Source organism: Fictibacillus arsenicus (assembly GCF_001642935.1).
GTDB lineage: Bacteria > Bacillota > Bacilli > Bacillales > Fictibacillaceae > Fictibacillus > Fictibacillus arsenicus_B.
Genome location: NZ_CP016761.1, coordinates 3,024,283 through 3,041,318 on the forward strand (window position 1 = coordinate 3,024,283; position 17,036 = coordinate 3,041,318).

The 17,036-nt window shown below is 40.0% G+C and carries 16 protein-coding genes; 3 read left to right on the plus strand and 13 right to left on the minus strand.

All coding sequences use genetic code 11. From position 1 onward, the window contains the following. Positions 1-28: 28 nt before the first annotated feature. Positions 29-607, plus strand: a complete 579-nt coding sequence (locus tag ABE41_RS15485; protein ID WP_066292178.1) for an ECF transporter S component — start codon at positions 29-31, stop codon at positions 605-607. Between the two features lie 247 nt (positions 608-854). Here ABE41_RS15485 and ABE41_RS15490 read toward each other — a convergent pair whose 3' ends face one another. After that, positions 855-2,069 carry a NupC/NupG family nucleoside CNT transporter gene (locus ABE41_RS15490; protein ID WP_066292180.1) on the minus strand — a complete coding sequence of 405 codons (1,215 nt, stop codon included), beginning with the start codon at positions 2,067-2,069 and terminating at the stop codon, positions 855-857. 213 nt (positions 2,070-2,282) lie between these two features. Further along, the gene (locus tag ABE41_RS15495; RefSeq protein ID WP_066292181.1) at positions 2,283-2,519 is read right to left on the minus strand and encodes a YuzB family protein; all 237 of its coding nucleotides are present in this window, start codon (positions 2,517-2,519) and stop codon (positions 2,283-2,285) included. Positions 2,520-2,747: 228 nt separating this feature from the next. Between ABE41_RS15495 and ABE41_RS15500 the strand changes: the two genes are divergently transcribed. Next, complete coding sequence (locus tag ABE41_RS15500; protein WP_066292183.1) at positions 2,748-3,812, plus strand: NAD(P)/FAD-dependent oxidoreductase; 1,065 nt, start codon at positions 2,748-2,750, stop codon at positions 3,810-3,812. A 305-nt stretch (positions 3,813-4,117) separates the two neighbouring features. Here the strand turns inward: ABE41_RS15500 and ABE41_RS15505 are convergent, their stop codons facing one another. Together ABE41_RS15505 and ABE41_RS15510 are read right to left on the minus strand one after the other, a co-directional pair. Further along, positions 4,118-4,423: an LSM domain-containing protein gene (locus tag ABE41_RS15505; RefSeq protein WP_066292189.1), complete on the minus strand. Its 306-nt coding sequence runs from the start codon at positions 4,421-4,423 to the stop codon at positions 4,118-4,120. A gap of 89 nt (positions 4,424-4,512) precedes the next feature. Continuing rightward, positions 4,513-4,836 carry a YuzD family protein gene (locus ABE41_RS15510; protein WP_066292190.1) on the minus strand — a complete coding sequence of 108 codons (324 nt, stop codon included), beginning with the start codon at positions 4,834-4,836 and terminating at the stop codon, positions 4,513-4,515. Between the two features lie 158 nt (positions 4,837-4,994). Here ABE41_RS15510 and ABE41_RS15515 point away from each other — a divergent pair, with 158 nt between their 5' ends. Continuing rightward, a complete protein-coding gene (locus ABE41_RS15515; RefSeq protein ID WP_066238880.1) occupies positions 4,995-5,240 on the plus strand; it encodes a NifU family protein in 246 nt (81 codons plus the stop codon). A gap of 217 nt (positions 5,241-5,457) precedes the next feature. Here ABE41_RS15515 and argF read toward each other — a convergent pair whose 3' ends face one another. From argF to ABE41_RS15560, 9 genes are all read right to left on the minus strand, one after another. Next, positions 5,458-6,405 carry an ornithine carbamoyltransferase gene (gene argF / locus ABE41_RS15520; protein WP_066292191.1) on the minus strand — a complete coding sequence of 316 codons (948 nt, stop codon included), beginning with the start codon at positions 6,403-6,405 and terminating at the stop codon, positions 5,458-5,460. Next, the gene (locus ABE41_RS15525) at positions 6,405-9,497 is read right to left on the minus strand and encodes a carbamoyl-phosphate synthase (glutamine-hydrolyzing) large subunit (RefSeq protein WP_066292195.1); all 3,093 of its coding nucleotides are present in this window, start codon (positions 9,495-9,497) and stop codon (positions 6,405-6,407) included. The genes argF and ABE41_RS15525 overlap by 1 nt, the downstream gene beginning before the upstream one ends. Then, complete coding sequence (locus ABE41_RS15530) at positions 9,490-10,542, minus strand: carbamoyl phosphate synthase small subunit (protein ID WP_066292198.1); 1,053 nt, start codon at positions 10,540-10,542, stop codon at positions 9,490-9,492. The genes ABE41_RS15525 and ABE41_RS15530 overlap by 8 nt, the downstream gene beginning before the upstream one ends. A gap of 86 nt (positions 10,543-10,628) precedes the next feature. Next, positions 10,629-11,786 carry an acetylornithine transaminase gene (locus ABE41_RS15535; RefSeq protein ID WP_066292200.1) on the minus strand — a complete coding sequence of 386 codons (1,158 nt, stop codon included), beginning with the start codon at positions 11,784-11,786 and terminating at the stop codon, positions 10,629-10,631. After that, the gene (gene argB, locus ABE41_RS15540; protein WP_172827367.1) at positions 11,783-12,523 is read right to left on the minus strand and encodes an acetylglutamate kinase; all 741 of its coding nucleotides are present in this window, start codon (positions 12,521-12,523) and stop codon (positions 11,783-11,785) included. The genes ABE41_RS15535 and argB overlap by 4 nt, the downstream gene beginning before the upstream one ends. Positions 12,524-12,541: 18 nt before the next feature. Then, the gene (gene argJ / locus ABE41_RS15545; RefSeq protein ID WP_066292212.1) at positions 12,542-13,768 is read right to left on the minus strand and encodes a bifunctional ornithine acetyltransferase/N-acetylglutamate synthase; all 1,227 of its coding nucleotides are present in this window, start codon (positions 13,766-13,768) and stop codon (positions 12,542-12,544) included. An 18-nt stretch (positions 13,769-13,786) separates the two neighbouring features. Then, positions 13,787-14,821: an N-acetyl-gamma-glutamyl-phosphate reductase gene (gene argC, locus ABE41_RS15550; RefSeq protein WP_066292213.1), complete on the minus strand. Its 1,035-nt coding sequence runs from the start codon at positions 14,819-14,821 to the stop codon at positions 13,787-13,789. Positions 14,822-15,258: 437 nt separating this feature from the next. Further along, positions 15,259-16,038 carry an SDR family oxidoreductase gene (locus ABE41_RS15555; RefSeq protein ID WP_066292216.1) on the minus strand — a complete coding sequence of 260 codons (780 nt, stop codon included), beginning with the start codon at positions 16,036-16,038 and terminating at the stop codon, positions 15,259-15,261. A gap of 12 nt (positions 16,039-16,050) precedes the next feature. Beyond that, positions 16,051-17,016, minus strand: a complete 966-nt coding sequence (locus tag ABE41_RS15560) for a 2-hydroxyacid dehydrogenase (RefSeq protein ID WP_066292226.1) — start codon at positions 17,014-17,016, stop codon at positions 16,051-16,053. Positions 17,017-17,036: the final 20 nt, after the last annotated feature.

Sequence of the window (17,036 nt, forward strand, 5' to 3'; positions counted from 1 at the left end):
GCGCAAGACAAAAAGAGGAGAGATTTCAATGCAAAAGGGAAAAATCAAACAAATGGTAGCTGTATCAATGCTCAGCACAATTGCATATCTGCTGATGATGCTCGACTTTCCATTTCCGGGGCTTCCACCATTCTTAAAAATCGACTTTAGTGAAGTTCCCGCACTGCTGGCGGCCATAATCTTTGGGCCAATTGCTGGTATCATGGTTGAAGGAATCAAAAACACGCTGCACTATGGTATTGTAGGAAGCTTTACGGGTGTTCCAGTCGGACAGCTCGCTAATTTTATTGCAGGTGTACTGTTTATTCTTCCAGTTTCGTACTTATTCCGTAAAAAACATACGGTTAAACGTCTTTCAGGCGGGTTGATTTTAGGAACAGCTTTAATGACATTAACGATGGGATTCCTTAATTATATTATTATCCTGCCGGCATATACCTGGTTCCTTGGTGCTGAGCCGATGTCCAGTCAGATGATGATGGACCTGATCATCAAAGGGATCACACCATTTAACCTAATAAAGGGTACGATCATTACTTTATTGTTTTTAGCTTTATACAATAGAATGAAGCCTTGGGTGATGAAACAAATTGCTCAGCAGGCTTAATATAATAGATAAAACCGTTGCGTTCATTAGTTACGCAGCGGTTTTTTTGGTTTGAGGAAGAGCTGTCGATATTTGTCCAGGAAAGTCGACTCGTGGATAAACAGCCCAAACTTTTGGATTCGAACCTAAAACTTTTGGATTCAAGGTCAAAATTTCTGGATTCCTGCTTTTCTGCACCTTATCACTCAATCCATTAAACCAAAAAAAAGACGCTCAAGCATGCGCTTGAGCATCATTATAAAAAATTTTATAGAATGAACATACCAGCGATTGCACCGCTTAGTAAGTTTGCAATTGTAGCTGCAATTACTGCACGCATTCCTAATCTTGCGATGTCTGGACGACGGCTTGGTGCCATTGCTCCAAGTCCACCCAAAAGAATTGCGATAGATGAAAGGTTTGCGAAACCACAAAGTGCAAAGCTGACAACTGCTACTGTTTTTTCCTTAAGTTCAGGAATCTGTGGTGCGAATTCAGAGTAAGCAACAAACTCATTCAATACAATCTTTTGACCAATAAAAGTACCGGCTTTAACTGCTTCGTCCCATGGTACACCGATTACAAATGCGATTGGTGCAAATAGGTAGCCTAAGATTTGCTGAAGTGTTATATCATAACCGAACCATCCGCCGATACCGCCAAGGATTCCGTTCACAAGAGCGATCAATGCGATGAAAGCAAGTAGCATTGCCCCGACGTTTAATGCGATTTGAAGCCCATCTCCAGCACCCTTTGCTGCAGCGTCGATTACATTTACTGTATCTTTATCACGTTCAAGCTTAATTTCACCCATTGTTTCTGGCTCTTCTGTTTCTGGAACAATGATTTTAGCAATCGCAAGTCCAGCTGGAGCACACATAAAGCTTGCTGCGATCAAGTACTCTAGTGGTACACCTAAAAGGTAGTATCCAATTAGAACAGAACCTGCTACTGATGCTAGTCCACCAACCATAACTGCGAAAAGCTCAGATTGAGTTAAACGGTTCATATATGGACGAATTACTAGAGGTGCTTCAGTCTGACCTAAGAAAATGTTTGCAGTAGCACTCATAGATTCGGCTTTACTTGTTCTTAGAAGCTTAGATAAAGCTCCACCTAAAATTCTTACAACCCATTGCATGATACCTAGATAGTAAAGAACTGAGATTAAAGAAGAGAAGAAAATGATTACTGTTAACACTTGAAATGCAAAAATGAATCCTTTTCCTTCTGCTGGAATCATGCTTCCAAACAAGAAAGTAATTCCTTCGTTCGCATAAGCAACAACGTTAGAAACTTTTTCCGACACGCCTTGCAATGCTTTTTTTCCAGCATCCCATTTTAATACGATCAATGCGAATGCAACTTGAATAGCTAAAGCACCTAGTACTGTTCTCCAGTTAATCGCTTTCTTATTTTGAGAAAGTAAGAATGCGATTACAAGAAGTACTAGCATACCGCCTAATCCCCATAAAATTTGCATATTGTTGTACACCCCTTTTGTAAGTTAGAAGAAAACGCTTTCTTTTCATGTAGTAGTTGTCAGACATCGAATGACTGACCCTTTAATAATGTAACAAATTTCGACAAAATTGCAATCCCTTTTTAAATATTTACACCTTAGATATTTTTCCCAATAAATAATGCCCTATCCAATAAAAAAACAGCTTCTTCATCTAAATATGAGAAGCTGTTCCTAAAACATAAAGTTTTCATCTATATGATTGTAAATATTCTTTACGAGTTCTTCTGGAGACTCTCCATGGACAATATCCCCATTTACGAGAGCAAAAAGTGATTTTGCACATTGTCCGCAATAACCAAGACATCCATATTCGATCACATCTAAATCATAATCTTTTTCTAATTCTTCAAGTGCTTTTTGAGCACCACTTGCTAAATTACTGACACAAAACTCAACAATCGGTCTCATCTTTCATTTCACCTCTTAATGAATCCATCCTAACGGTTTATTGAAGACTAGTCAATGTAAACACATTGATTTTTCCACAAAAATAGTTGTGAATTTATAGCAAAGTGCTATACTTAAACATGTCAAAAACGTGAAATCGTTTACTTAAAGTATTTTAAGGTTATTGGTTAATATACACTACTATAAAAATAGATAAGAATTGTCTTGAAAGAAAAGGGGAAATGACAAATGAAGCACCTCGTTTTACTTGGCGGAGGATATGGAAATATGCGTGTGTTGAAGAGGCTTCTTAATTCCTCAGACCTCCCTGAAAACATTCAGCTTACACTCATTGACCGTGTGCCATATCATTGTTTAAAAACTGAATATTATGCACTGGCTGCCGGAACAATATCTGATCACCATGTTCGTGTAACGTTTCCTGAGCACCCTCGCCTAAACATAAAATATGGTGAGGTAACAGGAATCGATATTAATGAGAAAAAAGTGCTTTTAAAAGATCAGGACGATGTATCCTATGATGATCTTGTTATCGGACTTGGTTGTGAAGACAAGTATCATAATGTGCCAGGGGCCGATCAATTCACATTGAGTATTCAAACGATTGATAAGTCCCGCCACACATATCAAGTACTTAACAACTTACATGCTAATGCCGTTGTTGGTGTTGTTGGAGCAGGACTTTCTGGTGTTGAGCTAGCATCAGAACTTCGCGAAAGCCGCCCAGATTTATCAATTAAGCTGTTTGACCGTGGAGATATCATTCTTTCAGGATACAAAAAGAGATTAAGTAACTATGTTCAAAACTGGTTTGTAGAACATGGTGTTGAAGTAGTCAATAATTCTAATGTGACTAAAGTCGAAGAAGGCGCACTTTATAACCATGACGAGAAGGTAGAATGTGATGCTATCGTATGGACAGCAGGCATTCAGCCAAGCCATATTGTTCGCGAACTAGATGTTGAAAAAGACAGTCAGGGCCGCGTCGTTTTAACGGAACATCATCACCTTCCTTCTGAAGAACATGTTTATGTAGTTGGCGATTGCGCGAGTCTTCCTTATGCACCAAGCGCACAGCTGGCGGAGGAACAAGCAGAACAGATCTCCCAAGTTCTATTAGCACGCTGGAACAATCAGCCGCTTCCTGAAATGAACGAGATCAAACTAAAAGGTGTTATGGGATCCCTTGGCAAAAAAAGCGGATTCGGCACGATGGGAAGCGCCGCGTTAATTGGCCGCGTACCACGCTTATTAAAGTCAGGTATCTTATGGCTATATAAATATCAGGTATAAATGATAAGCCGGCTAACAAATAGGTTAGCCGGCCTATTTTTGTTCGTACTTAAATTATTTACGGTACGTGTTTTTATTTTTATTACACGTTCACGCAAGAATGATAAAGTTTCACGCGAACGAGTCCTCCTTTCACGCCAAACACCTTCTGTTTCACTCAGTAACCCCATCTTTTCGCGCTCCATGACGGTTTTTTCATCTTGAAGTTCCCTATAGTGAGCTCGCAATTTTTCTAAATTCATAAAAAAACAAAAAAAACACTAACGAACATTATTGGTGTACGTTAGTGTCAGCTTTCTTTATAATTACCACCAAAAAGGGCGGAAACGGCGAATCCGGAAAAATGGAAATCCAAATATTCCAAAGCCCGGAAAGAATGGACCAACAAAGATGATACGGCTGTCACGCTGTTCACTTTCACCAGGCATGATCATATACATATTATCCTGATCATAACTGTGAAGCTTACCATGATACACATTGCCATCATTCAATTCGATCGTAACGTTCTGTCCCATATATTTTAGACAAAGATCATGATAATGATGGTGATAATGCCCCGCATGTGAAGATTCATCTTTAAACTGTTTACCTTTTGAAGGGTTCAACAATGGCATTTGCCTCCTTTTTTTCCATAACATCATATTCTAAAAAAAGTGACAAAGTATGTGTACAAACCCAATTCATAAAAAATAGGCGCTTAACTTACAGCGCCATATCCATTTTGTTCTATTATGCTATAGATAGTCTTTAAATTTGGGTTGCCTTCTGCAACTACCTCTCCGTCAATCACAACAACGGGATAAAAAAGGTCTTCTTCAATAATTCTTACTGAAAATGCTTGGTCTGCTTCATTTTCCGGCTTTTCCATATCTATATATAGCACTTGAAATACAGTGTTCGGAAATTTTCTGGAGATTGCAGCTTCCAGCCATTCAGCAGTTTCTTTAGCTGATGGAAGGTGTACACAGCTCGCACATTTCTGCTCAGCACCATATACTTTAATAATAAGTGAATTTTTCATGAAGAATCACCTCAATGTATGCGCTTATTTGCTTCCATCATACCTTATTTTGTTAAAAAGAAAAAGGAGCAAATATCATGATGCTTGCTCATGGATTTTTTATTCCATATCCCGTATACTAAAGGTAAGTTCTTTTTAAGAAAGGAGCCTTGATAGTTATGGCTGAAACTCAAAACTTAGAGATGCGTGAACAAGTAGAAGAAGTTCTTGATAAATTGCGTCCGTTCCTTCTTCGTGACGGAGGAGACGTGGAATTAGTGGATATTGAAGAAGGTGTAGTTAAAGTACGCCTTATGGGTGCTTGCGGAAGCTGCCCAAGTTCAACAATCACACTAAAAGCTGGTATCGAACGTGCACTTTTAGAAGAAGTTCCTGGTGTAGTTGAATTAGAACAAGTATTTTAATTTTTATGAAGAAGCCGCTTATCTAGCGGCTTCTTTTTTTTGGCTGTTTTCGCAAAGCTATGTTGCTCTTGAAAGTAGTTGATTTCCGTTTCAGGATGCTCGCTTTCCGGGAGGCATGTACCCTGAAGCGGAGATCACCGCACCAAATATTTTGTTTAAGTACTTTTACAGTCACCACCCTTAAAGCAACACTCTTTTTGAAACAGTCCTTTAAGTATCAAGACATCAAATGAACAAGCAATGCTTTTTGTGCGTGAAGACGGTTTTCTGCTTCCGGAAACACAACTGAATGATGACCATCAATGATTTCTGCTGTCACTTCCTCCCCGCGATGAGCAGGCAGACAGTGCATGAAAATATAATCTTTTTTTGCATGTGACACAAGCTCCTGATTTACTTGATAAGGTTCAAAATGAGCCATTCGTTCTTCAGCTTCGCTCTCCTGCCCCATACTTGCCCATACATCTGTATAGATGACATCACTGTTCTTAATGCCGCTTACTGGATCATTCGTAACTTCCACAGTAGATCCTGATTGCTTAGCGATTTCTTTTGCATAAGAGACGATTTCTTCTTTCGGTTCATAATTATTTGGCGTAATAATGGTACAATCCATCCCGACTTTAGCTGAAGCAATCAGCAGAGAATGAGCAACATTATTGCCATCACCAATATAAGCAACTTTTTTTCCTTTAAATGATCCCTTATATTCTAAAATTGTTAATAGATCAGCGAGTGCCTGGCATGGGTGGAAATCATCTGTCAGTCCATTAATAACTGGGATGGTACTGTTATGAGCCAGCTCTTCTACAGTCGACTGGTGGAAAGTACGGATCATAAGACCGTCCAGATAGCCAGATAATACCTTAGCTGTATCTGAAACGGTTTCTCCTCTTCCCATTTGTATATCGCGAGTACTTAAATGGATTGCATGACCTCCAAGCTTAAGCATAGCGGCTTCGAATGACACTCGGGTGCGTGTGGATGACTTTTCAAATATCATACCAAGGATTTTGCCTTTTAATAAAGGCGGTGCGGAAGGTCCCTGCTTCTTTAAGTCTTTAGCCAGATTCAGCAAATCAATGATTTCATTTGGAGAATAATCGAGCAGTGTCAGGAAATCTTTCTTAGTTCTCGTTGTGCGTAAAGGATGAACGATTGACATCAGATCAACACTTCCTTTCTTGAGTTCTTTAATAAAACAGCTGCTTGCAAATAAGCTTGTGCGGTCTCTTTTCGAGTAAAAACATGCAGCCTCTCCAGCACCGCTTTTTTTGCAGAAAAGCTGTTTGTTTCATCTGTAAAATTTATATAAGCAGCTTTATTGTCCGTTTTTATCCATTCATAAAATGGCATATCCTCTTTCGTAACGATCTCAAATCCAAGGTCAGCCCAGGCTTCCAAATCATTTTTAGCTGAATCACCTTCTATAAAAATGCTCCCTTTAAAATCCCAAAAATGATTTAATTGAAGACCCGATCCTTTCAAAGCTTTGAGCAGTGCTGACGTAAAATCGTTGTCTGTTCCGATCACTTCACCGGTTGAGGTCATGACCGGAGAGAGCACTGGTGAAACTCCTGACAGTTTAATCGTTGAATAAACAGGTGCTTTTACTGTAATAAACGGTTGGCCATTATGCCCATCTTCAAGCTTTAATTGGTTTAAAGGTGTTCCAAGCATCAGTTCTGTTGCTTTTTGTACTAAGTTCACATCTGTAATTTTACTCATGATTGGAGCTGTCCTTGAAGCCCTTGGATTTACTTCAATCACATAAACTTCTTCACCTTTTACTGCAAATTGTATATTGAATAATCCTTTATAATTTATATTTATTGCAATTTTTCTTGAGTAGCTTATTAAGCTGTTTTGAACACTTTCGGTAAGGGATTGCGGCGGTGTTACGGTTAAGCTGTCGCCAGAATGTACGCCTGTTCCTTCGATATGTTCAAAAATTCCCGGTATAAAAATGTCCGTTCCATCTGTCAGCACATCTACTTCTGCTTCTTTTCCTTCAAGGAATGTATCGATTAAGATGGGATAGACAACATCTTCATTCAGTAAAAAGTCATTAAGCTCTTTTGCCGAGTAAAACACCTTCATCCCGCTTCCCCCAATTACATACGAAGGACGGACAAGTATAGGAAACCCTAATCTTTCAGCGAAGGTTTTTGTTTCTTCTTTATTGTGAGCCGTGAATCCATCTAATTTTGGAATATCAATTTCATCTAAAAATTGATAAAAACGATCTCGATCTTCCATTTGATCGACAGTATCCGCTGGAGTTCCTAGAACATGGAATCCAGCATTCTCTAATTCTTCAGCTAAGTTGATTGAAGTTTGACCGCCAAACTGCAAAATAACATCTGTTATTCCTTCAAACTGCAAAACGTTATAAATATCCTCAAACGTTAATGGTTCGAAGTATAATGAGTCGGATACTTCATAATCCGTACTTACCGTTTCTGGATTGTTGTTGATTAATATGGCTTCATAGCCCAATCTGTTTAGAGCTAACGCACTGTGCACACAGCAATAATCAAATTCAACACCTTGCCCTATTCGTATGGGGCCTGAACCGATAACAGCGACTTTTTTCTTTTGTTCAGGTTTCTTATCACTTACTCCGCTCCAGCTGGAATAAAAGTAAGTTGTCTTTGCTTCAAATTCAGCAGCGCACGTATCAACCATTTTGTATGAAGGTGTGATCTTCCACTCTTCCCGTTTGCTTCTAACCTCTTTTTCAGAAACAGACCACTTTTTAGAAAGGTCGTGATCTGAAAAGCCAAACTTTTTTGCCATCTTCAGCTGTGATTCATCTATGGTATCTAAGCTTAATTTCTGCATCATCTGATTCATCTGAACCATTTGGCTGAACACCGATAAGAAATAAGGCGTAATCTTGGTTACCTCATGAATTTTTTCAGCAGAAATACCTCTTTTAAGTAGTTCAAGAACGACAAAGAAACGGCGGTCGTCTGCATGAGCTGCGAGTTTGAATAACACCTCTATTTCTAAAACAGCAAGTTCTTTTAAAAACATGCCTTCTGTTTTTAGCTCGAGTGAACGAATCGCCTTTTGGAAAGCTGAAGCCATGTTTCGTTCTAAAGCCATTACTTCTCCTGTTGCTTTCATCTGTGTGCCAAGCTTTCGGTCGGCGTCAGTAAATTTATCAAATGGCCAGCGAGGCATTTTCACTGCAACATAATCCAGAGCCGGCTCGAAACTTGCAAATGTCGTTCCTGTAACAGGATTCTTCAGCTCGTGAAGGTTGTATCCCAGTGCAAGCTTAGCCGCGATTTTTGCTATAGGATATCCAGTAGCTTTGGACGCAAGTGCTGATGAACGGCTCACTCGCGGATTAACTTCGATTAAGTAATATTCAGAAGTATGCGGATGAAGAGCAAACTGTATATTGCAGCCTCCAACGATTTCCAGTGCATTAATAATCGTAAGAGACGCTTTTCTTAATGACTGGTACTCGTCATCTGTCAGCGTCTGACTTGGTGCAACAACTACAGAATCACCAGTATGGACACCCACTGGATCAACGTTTTCCATATTGCAGACTGTTATGCATGTGCCATTCTCATCCCGCATTACTTCATACTCGATCTCTTTAAAGCCTGCGATACTTTTTTCAATCAGACACTGATTGATAGGACTTGCCGAAAGACCTTGTTTGACGAGGTTTGTGAGCTCTTGTTTCGAACCTGCAATTCCTCCTCCAAATCCGCCAAGCGTATAGGCTGGACGTACAATAACGGGGTAGCCTGTTTTATCTGCAAATCCAATGGCTTCTTCAACGGAAAATACGATTTCACTTTCTGGTACAGGTTCACCAAGCTTGTGCATAAGGGCACGAAACTCTTCTCGGTCTTCTGCTTTTTTTATGGATTGTATATCTGTACCTAAAAGCTTCACTCCGTATTTTTGAAGAATGCCATTTTCATAGAGATCCATCGCTAGGTTTAATCCCGTTTGACCTCCTACAGTTGCTAACAGTCCGTCAGGCTTTTCTTTTTGAATAATTTGTTCTGCATATTCAACGGTTAATGGTTCAAAATAAATCTCGTCTGCAAAAGTCTTATCCGTCATGATGGTTGCAGGATTGTTGTTGATTAAGACGACTTGAATTTCCTCTTCTTTAAGAGCTTTGCACGCTTGTGTCCCTGAATAATCAAATTCTGCTGCTTGCCCTATTACGATAGGTCCTGAGCCTATCACTAGGACTTTCTTGATGCCGGATACTTTAGGCATAGCTTCTCACCTTCTCTTTATGCTTTACAGTCTGGATGAAATCTTGAAAAATTTGCGCGTGTTCTTGCGGTCCAGGTGCTGCTTCAGGATGAAATTGAACACTTAAAATAGCGTATTGGCTGTGCCAGAGCCCTTCCACACTTTTATCGTTCACGTTCTCAAACCAAATGTTAAATCCGGTTGAATGTAAACTCTCTTTTTTCACAACATAACTATGATTTTGTGAACTCATCGATACTTTTCCTGTTTTCATATTCATAACAGGGTGATTAGCTCCTCGATGACCAAATTTCAGTTTCATTGTTTCCCCGCCAAATGCGAGTGCCAGTATTTGATGACCAAGGCAGATTCCCAGCACCGGGTAGCGAACCGCAATATTTTTATAACGGTGAAAATACTTTGAAAATCTCATAGGGTCGCCTGCACCATTTGAGAACACGAAACCATCTGGATTCAATTTTTCTATTTCATCAGTCTCATAGTTATATGGAACAACAGTGACTGTACAGCCTTGAGCTACAAGAGAATCAGCAATCGATTTTTTATAGCCAAAATCAATAAGAACAATGTGTGTTTTACCTGTACCGAATTTTTCTAGTGCTGTTTGCGGCCAGCATTCTTGTAATTGAAAGGAATCGGAAGGTATAGTGCTTGTATGCATAACAGCAGGGACTGAACCTTTTTCACGAATCTGTTGAATAAGAGCTCTTGTATCGACATTTGTTAAAGCAGGAATATGATGATGGTTAAGATACTCTGTCAATGAGAGTCGTTCTCCTTCTAGCTGAAAAGGATAGCACTCTGCCATAATGACACCTGAAACTTGAATAAGAGCTGATTCCATACTTTCCGGCTTGAAGCCATAGTTACCGATAAAAGGGTAAGAAAATACAACGATTTGTCCTTGGTAAGATGGATCTGTCAACACTTGTTCATATCCAGTCATTCCTGTATAAAATACAACTTCACCCGAACAATATTGATGATCACCGAGCCAGTCTCCTGCAAATGAAGTCCCATTTGCTAATGTAATAGAGCCTTTCATAGTAAATTCCTCTCCTTGTATAAAACCTATATCTATTCGTATTTTTATTCATTTATACGTATAAAAAATAAGGATTATTCGTCCTTTTAATTGGATACCGTATGATACTGTTTAAACAATTGATTTATAATCGCTGCAGCTGTTTCTAATTCTTCATCAGAAACGGTTAATGGCGGGAGCAATCTAATTACGTTCTCTCCTGCCGGAACGGTTAATAGACCATGCTCTTCAAGCCACTCTATCAAACTGCCCGCAGGTCGCTCACATTCTATCCCGATCAATAAACCCTTGCCTCTGACTTCTTTTACGAGTGGATGTGATTGCAGCGAGTCTGCAAGAATTCCCTTAAATTCATTTCCTTTACGTTCAACTTCTTGTAAAAATTCATCCTGGAAAATTATATTTAGAACCGACTGACTCACTGCACAGGCTAAGGGGCTTCCACCAAATGTCGTCCCATGGCTTCCTGGTCCAAAAGCAGTTTTCAATTTATCTTTACCAAGCATAGCTCCAATCGGGAATCCATTTCCCAACCCTTTTGCAAGTGTAACGATGTCTGGGTTTAAAACGAAATGTTCAAATGCATACCTTTTCCCTGTTCTTCCGATCCCCGTTTGCACTTCATCTATAATTAGCAGGATATGATTCTCATCGCAGATCTTTTGAATTTCATTAAAAAATGAGAGCTCAGCCATACGTACTCCGCCTTCACCTTGAAAAACTTCCATCATTATAGCAGCGGTATCATCATCTGCGATTTTTTTTAGCTGTTCTGTTTCACCCCATGGCACGTGCACAAATTCAGAAACAAGGGGGCCGTAGCCATCTTTGATCTTTTGCTGACCTGTTGCGGACATAGAGCCGAATGTACGCCCATGAAAAGAATCTTTAAACGTTATGATTTTATTTTTTCCAGTAAACTTTTTTGCAAGTTTAATTGCCGCCTCATTGGCTTCAGCACCGCTGTTGCAAAAAAAGGCTAAATCTAATGGTGTGTTTTTCACAAGTGTTTCAGCAAGAACTTCCTGTTGTTCGATTTTAAATAGATTAGATGTATGCCATATTTTCTCACTTTGATTCTTGATTGCCGAGACGATTTCCGGATGACAATGACCAAGGCTCGTTACGGCAATTCCGCTTGTAAAATCTAAATAGCGTTTGTTGTTTTCATCATACACATATGTCCCGCTTCCCTTTTGAAGCTGAAACTCTTTTCTTTTATACGTTGGGAATAAAGAACTCATATCGCAAGTACCTCCTTATAGCAGCATGTACCTGATAATGTTTGGTCCGTTATTAGCACTTCATCGATATTCAGGTTTAGACATTTCATAGCTGCTTCCACTTTCGGTATCATCCCGCCGTAAATGTGCCCGTCATTTATGCATTGCTTTAATTGAGTAACGGTTAACCGATCAGCCTTCTGTCCTTCTACTTGAATTCCTGATATATCTGTAACGAAGCAGACTGATACGGCTGAAAGTGCTGCTGCTGTTTCACCAGCTGCGGTGTCTGCATTGATATTTACTTCATCCCCGTTTTCGGTGACACCTAGAGAAGCAATAACAGGAACTTTCCCCGATTCTAATATTTTTTCTAAAAGCTCTGTGTTCACTTTTTTAACTTTGCCGACACATCCATACTTCTCTTCGTCTAAAAACTCACACTGAATAAGTGTATTGTCTGATCCGCATAAGCCGGCAGCTTGAATTCCTTCTTTGTTTAATCTCTTTACCAGCTTCGTATTTGCTATATCCTTTAATGCTTCTTTTACGCATGATAGCGTATCTGGTGATGTGATTCTTATTCCGTCCTCCATTTGAACCGGCAAACCCTTCTCTTGCAGCTTTTTATTAATTTCAGGTCCCCCGCCATGAACAATGACTATTTTTTCACCATTACGAATCTTGTTTCGCAGACTGTTAAAAAAGGCAGGCTGTAAGTTTTCTAATGTGCTTCCTCCAATTTTTAATACAGACAACAAATTTTCCACATCCTTTTACGTTCGGTAACTGGCATTAATTTGCACGTAATCATAGGTTAGGTCGCATCCCCAGGCTCTTCCGTTTCCGAAGCCTTCTGATAAGATGACGGTGATATGAATTTCCTGGCCTTTTAAGTAGTTTCGAAGTTCTTCTTCTGAGAAGACAACAGGCTCTCCATCTGCCACTACTTCATGATCGCCAATCAGTATTTTAATTTGGTCTGGGTTAAAAGCCACTCCGCTATATCCTGCAGCTGCAAGGATCCTCCCCCAGTTCGCGTCACATCCAAAGACAGCCGTTTTAACAAGAGGTGATCCTACAACCGTTTTGGCTATGATTCTAGCTTCCTTCTCTGTTCTCGCTCCTCTTACGTTTACTTCAATAAGTTTGCTCGCCCCTTCACCGTCTTTAGCTATAAGTTTGCCTAAATCTTCACAAACAAGGACAAGAGCATCCAAGAATAAATCCCATTCCGGGTGATTTTTGTTCAGCTCCTCATTCTCGGCCATACCATTAGCAAGCATAAGGACCATATCATTCGTTGAAGTATCACCATCTACAGTAATGCAGTTAAATGTTCGTTCTACAGCATAGGACAGCGCTTCGTGAAGATCATCCTGATGAATATTAGCGTCTGTTGTAACAAATCCAAGCATCGTTGCCATGTTGGGGTGAATCATCCCTGAACCTTTTGCAGTACCTGCGATCGTAATCGTTTTATCATTGATCTTAAAAGAGTAAGTCGTATTTTTTGATACCGTATCTGTAGTTAGAATGGCTTGAGAAAAATCAATGGAACCTTTCAACTCGGAATCCAGCTTAAGATTTTGAATGCCTTCCGTTATTTTATCCATCGGCAGGTGTTCACCGATTACTCCGGTAGATGCAACTCCAACAAGGTGTGGAGGAATTCCAAGCTTATTCGCAGTTTGCAGCTGCATTTCCTTTGCATCTTCCTGGCCTTTTTTACCGGTACATGCATTGGCGTTTCCAGAGTTCACGATAACCGCCTGAAGCTTTCCCTCTTGTTTAATGCTCTCCTGTGTCACTTTTAGCGGAGCCGCCTGGACTTGATTTGTCGTGTAAACTCCTGCAGCGTTTGCTGGTACCAGGCTGTATATCAGCCCTAAATCCAGCTTCTTATGTTTTACTCCGCAATGCAGTCCGCTTGCGTAAAAGCCTTTTGGTGTAGCAATGTTTATACCTGTTACCTTGTGTATGGATGGTTTTGTAGCCTGCATCTATCCTGCCTCCTCTTTTTATGGGAACAATGGTGATTGTTGCAGTCCCTCTGATTCGTTTAAGCCGACCATGATATTCATATTTTGTACTGCTTGCCCGGCAGCACCTTTGATTAGATTGTCAATTACAGATACAACAGTGATTCGATTTGTCCGTTCATCAATCGCAAATGTTAAATCACAATAGTTTGAACCGTACACCTGTTTTGTAAAAAGATCTGTATTTTCCTTAAAAACACGGACAAAAGGTTTTGATTTATAGGATTCATTGAAAATCTCACTGACAGTATGAGATTGGATATCGTCCGCCAGCTCTGCATACATAGTAGCCATTATCCCTCTAGTCATCGGTACAAGATGAGTCGTAAAGGTAATGTTAACTTCTGTATCAGCAAGGGTTTTCAACGTTTGTTCTATCTCTGGTATATGCTGATGTTTGTTCATCTTATAAACACTCAGACTATCATTTGCTTTCGTAAAATGAGATGCTTTTTGAGGCGAAGCCCCAGCACCTGATAGTCCGCTTTTCGCATCAATGATCAGTGTTTTCGGGTTTATCAGTTTTGTTTTTACTAAAGGTAATATTCCGAGCAGCGCTGCTGTAGGGTAACAACCCGGATTTGCGATTAAAGCCGCTTCTTTTATTTCCTTCTTGTTCCATTCCGATAAGCCGTATACCGCTTTATTTACAAAAGAAGTGTTCGGAGGCTTCTTTCCATACCATTTTCGATATGTATCTGCCTCTTTTAATCGAAAATCTCCTGCCAAATCTATCACGCGCATCTTCCGGTCAAGGAGCGGAGGAAGAAGTTCTGATGATACCCCGCTTGGAGCTGAACAAAACAGAACATCGAGTTCATCCGTCTCTAACTGCTCAAACGAGCGAAGTTTATTTTCGTTAATCCCAAGCAAGTGAGGTGCTTCATCAGAAAGTAATTGACCTTGTTTTGAGGATGAATAGAGAAATACCTCTTTGATTTCTGGATGTGCGGTTAACAGCCGGAACAATTCTAATCCACCATATCCGGTTACTCCAATAATTCCAGCTCTCAAACCACATCACTCCTTTAATAAGTTAAGGTTCATTATAGAACTGTATAAAAATTAATTCAAGAGTATATTTATTAATTTTTTATTTCTTACAAAATTCGTTCGTTTTTAATAAAAAAAGAATGCACCCGCCATTTCGGGTTCATCCTTTTATTTTGCTTGATCTCGTAGTAGTTTCAGTTAAAAAACTGCCCCTTAAGAAATACCTCACCAGGTATTGGAGCAAGAATTCCCGTGGTAAATCGTATTAATCCCACGTTAGCCAGTATTTTTCTCACGTTAAATTAGATAATCGCACGTTATTTGTAAAATAACCACGAGTCGACACACATGGACAAATTTCGCAACTCACATACCCCTATACCCAATCACGAAAAAAGCTTACTTGTTTTTGACGGCTTTTATAAACCATCTCACAAGTAAGCTTTTAGCAAGTTATATTATTGTCTTAAAAATCCGCCTTCAGAATGGATGATTTGTCCTGTAATCCACTCGGCTTCTGGTGAAGCTAAAAACGCGATCAACCTTGCTGCATCTTCAGGTTTGCCGATTCTTCCTAAAGGAAACTTCGGCAATAATACTTCTTTAAGAACTTCTGTCATCCATCCGGTATCGGTCGGTCCAGGATTTACAGCATTAACTGTAATCCCTTTATGACCTAGTTCCGCAGCCATCGTTACCGTTAAAGCGTCAATCGCACCTTTTGTAGCGGCATAAGCCATTTCACCTGTCATCGGACCTTTTGACTGGCCAGAAGTCAGATGAATGATGCTTCCCTTTGATCCTTTAAAACGTTTTGCGAATTCCACACTTAAAAGAGCAGTCGCGCGAAGATTTATGGCGTAATGCTTGTCCAGCATCTCGCTTGTTGTTTCTTCCCAAGTGTGGTTTTGTGAAAAACATGCATTATTAACAAGAATACTTGGCGAGCCAAGTTTTTGTTCGATCAGATTAAAGAGATTAGGAATCTGGTTCGATTCTGCTAGATCAATCTCTTTATATACAGCTTGAACTCCAAAATTTTGAAGCTTTCCAACCAAAATATCTGCATCACTTTGATAATCGCCTTCATGCATCTGTTTGTCATATGTGCCCCATGTAGTGAAAAAAATATTTGCACCTTTTTCAGCGAGCTGTAAACAGATTGCAGCGCCGATTCCGTTCAATCGGCTTGCTCCAGTTACAACCGCTGTTTTTCCTTCCAGAGGACGAATGGTCATTTGTTTTCCTCCTTAGCTGACAGGAGTTTCAGCCGCTTTGCCATCTAAAACAAATGCGATGTTACGACCAGCCAGCTCTGCCATCTTCATTCTCGTTTCCACACTTGCACTACCAATGTGAGGCAAAGCCACAACTTGATTCATCGTTAGAAACGGATGATCCACTGCGATCGGTTCTTTTTCAAAAACATCTAATCCGGCTCCAGCTATTATGCCGTTTTGAAGAGCATCCACTAGTGCTTCTTCATCAACTGATGCTCCTCGTCCAGCATTAATAAAAATAGCGCTTTTTTTCATCGCCTGAAAGGCTTCCCTGTTAAACATGCCTTTCGTTTCTGCTGTAAGCGGGGCAAGACAAACAACAAAATCAGACTCCTTCAGCAGATCATAAAAATCCTTATATTCAGCATTTAAGTTTCTTTCTGCGTCAGGTTTACGATTTCGGTTGTAATATAAGATGTTCATATCGAATCCATTTGCACGTCTTGCTACCGCTTCACCAATTCGCCCCATACCTACGATTCCGATTGTCTTATGATGAACATCAGCTCCTGCCAGCAATAAGGGACCCCAGCTGTTCCATTTACCTTCTTTCACGTAGTTGGCTGATTCAACAACACGCCTGGCTGCCGCCAAGATTAATGCAAAGGCTAAATCAGCTGTTGAATCGGTCAGAACATCTGGTGTATTGCATACCGTTACGTTATTTTCTTTTGCTTTATGTATATCAATATTGTCATAACCTACTGCGAGGTTAGCTACAACTTTCAATGAAGGGGCATTATCCAAAAGTTCACCATCCACTTTGTCTGACAGCATCGTTAATAACCCTTCAGCTTTTTGTGCTTCCTTTAAAAGAACTTCACGAGGAACGGCTTTCTCCTCATGCGGCCACATGCCGACTTCCGCTTTTTCTTTTAGGGCATTAAGTGTTTCTTCAGGCAGCTTTCTTGTGACATATACATATGGTTTTTGCATCCGCTTTCACTCCTTATTTT

Excerpts from the sequence above, each read along its gene's own strand:
- ABE41_RS15485 (WP_066292178.1), top strand. The coding sequence starts at position 29 with ATGCAAAAGGGAAAAATCAAACAAATGGTAGCTGTATCAATGCTCAGC.
- ABE41_RS15490 (WP_066292180.1), bottom strand. The coding sequence starts at position 2,069 with ATGCAAATTTTATGGGGATTAGGCGGTATGCTAGTACTTCTTGTAATC.
- ABE41_RS15495 (WP_066292181.1), bottom strand. The coding sequence starts at position 2,519 with ATGAGACCGATTGTTGAGTTTTGTGTCAGTAATTTAGCAAGTGGTGCT.
- ABE41_RS15500 (WP_066292183.1), top strand. The coding sequence starts at position 2,748 with ATGAAGCACCTCGTTTTACTTGGCGGAGGATATGGAAATATGCGTGTG.
- ABE41_RS15510 (WP_066292190.1), bottom strand. The coding sequence starts at position 4,836 with ATGAAAAATTCACTTATTATTAAAGTATATGGTGCTGAGCAGAAATGT.
- ABE41_RS15515 (WP_066238880.1), top strand. The coding sequence starts at position 4,995 with ATGGCTGAAACTCAAAACTTAGAGATGCGTGAACAAGTAGAAGAAGTT.
- argF (WP_066292191.1), bottom strand. The coding sequence starts at position 6,405 with ATGTCAATCGTTCATCCTTTACGCACAACGAGAACTAAGAAAGATTTC.
- ABE41_RS15525 (WP_066292195.1), bottom strand. The coding sequence starts at position 9,497 with ATGCCTAAAGTATCCGGCATCAAGAAAGTCCTAGTGATAGGCTCAGGA.
- ABE41_RS15530 (WP_066292198.1), bottom strand. The coding sequence starts at position 10,542 with ATGAAAGGCTCTATTACATTAGCAAATGGGACTTCATTTGCAGGAGAC.
- ABE41_RS15535 (WP_066292200.1), bottom strand. The coding sequence starts at position 11,786 with ATGAGTTCTTTATTCCCAACGTATAAAAGAAAAGAGTTTCAGCTTCAA.
- argJ (WP_066292212.1), bottom strand. The coding sequence starts at position 13,768 with ATGCAGGCTACAAAACCATCCATACACAAGGTAACAGGTATAAACATT.
- ABE41_RS15555 (WP_066292216.1), bottom strand. The coding sequence starts at position 16,038 with ATGACCATTCGTCCTCTGGAAGGAAAAACAGCGGTTGTAACTGGAGCA.
- ABE41_RS15560 (WP_066292226.1), bottom strand. The coding sequence starts at position 17,016 with ATGCAAAAACCATATGTATATGTCACAAGAAAGCTGCCTGAAGAAACA.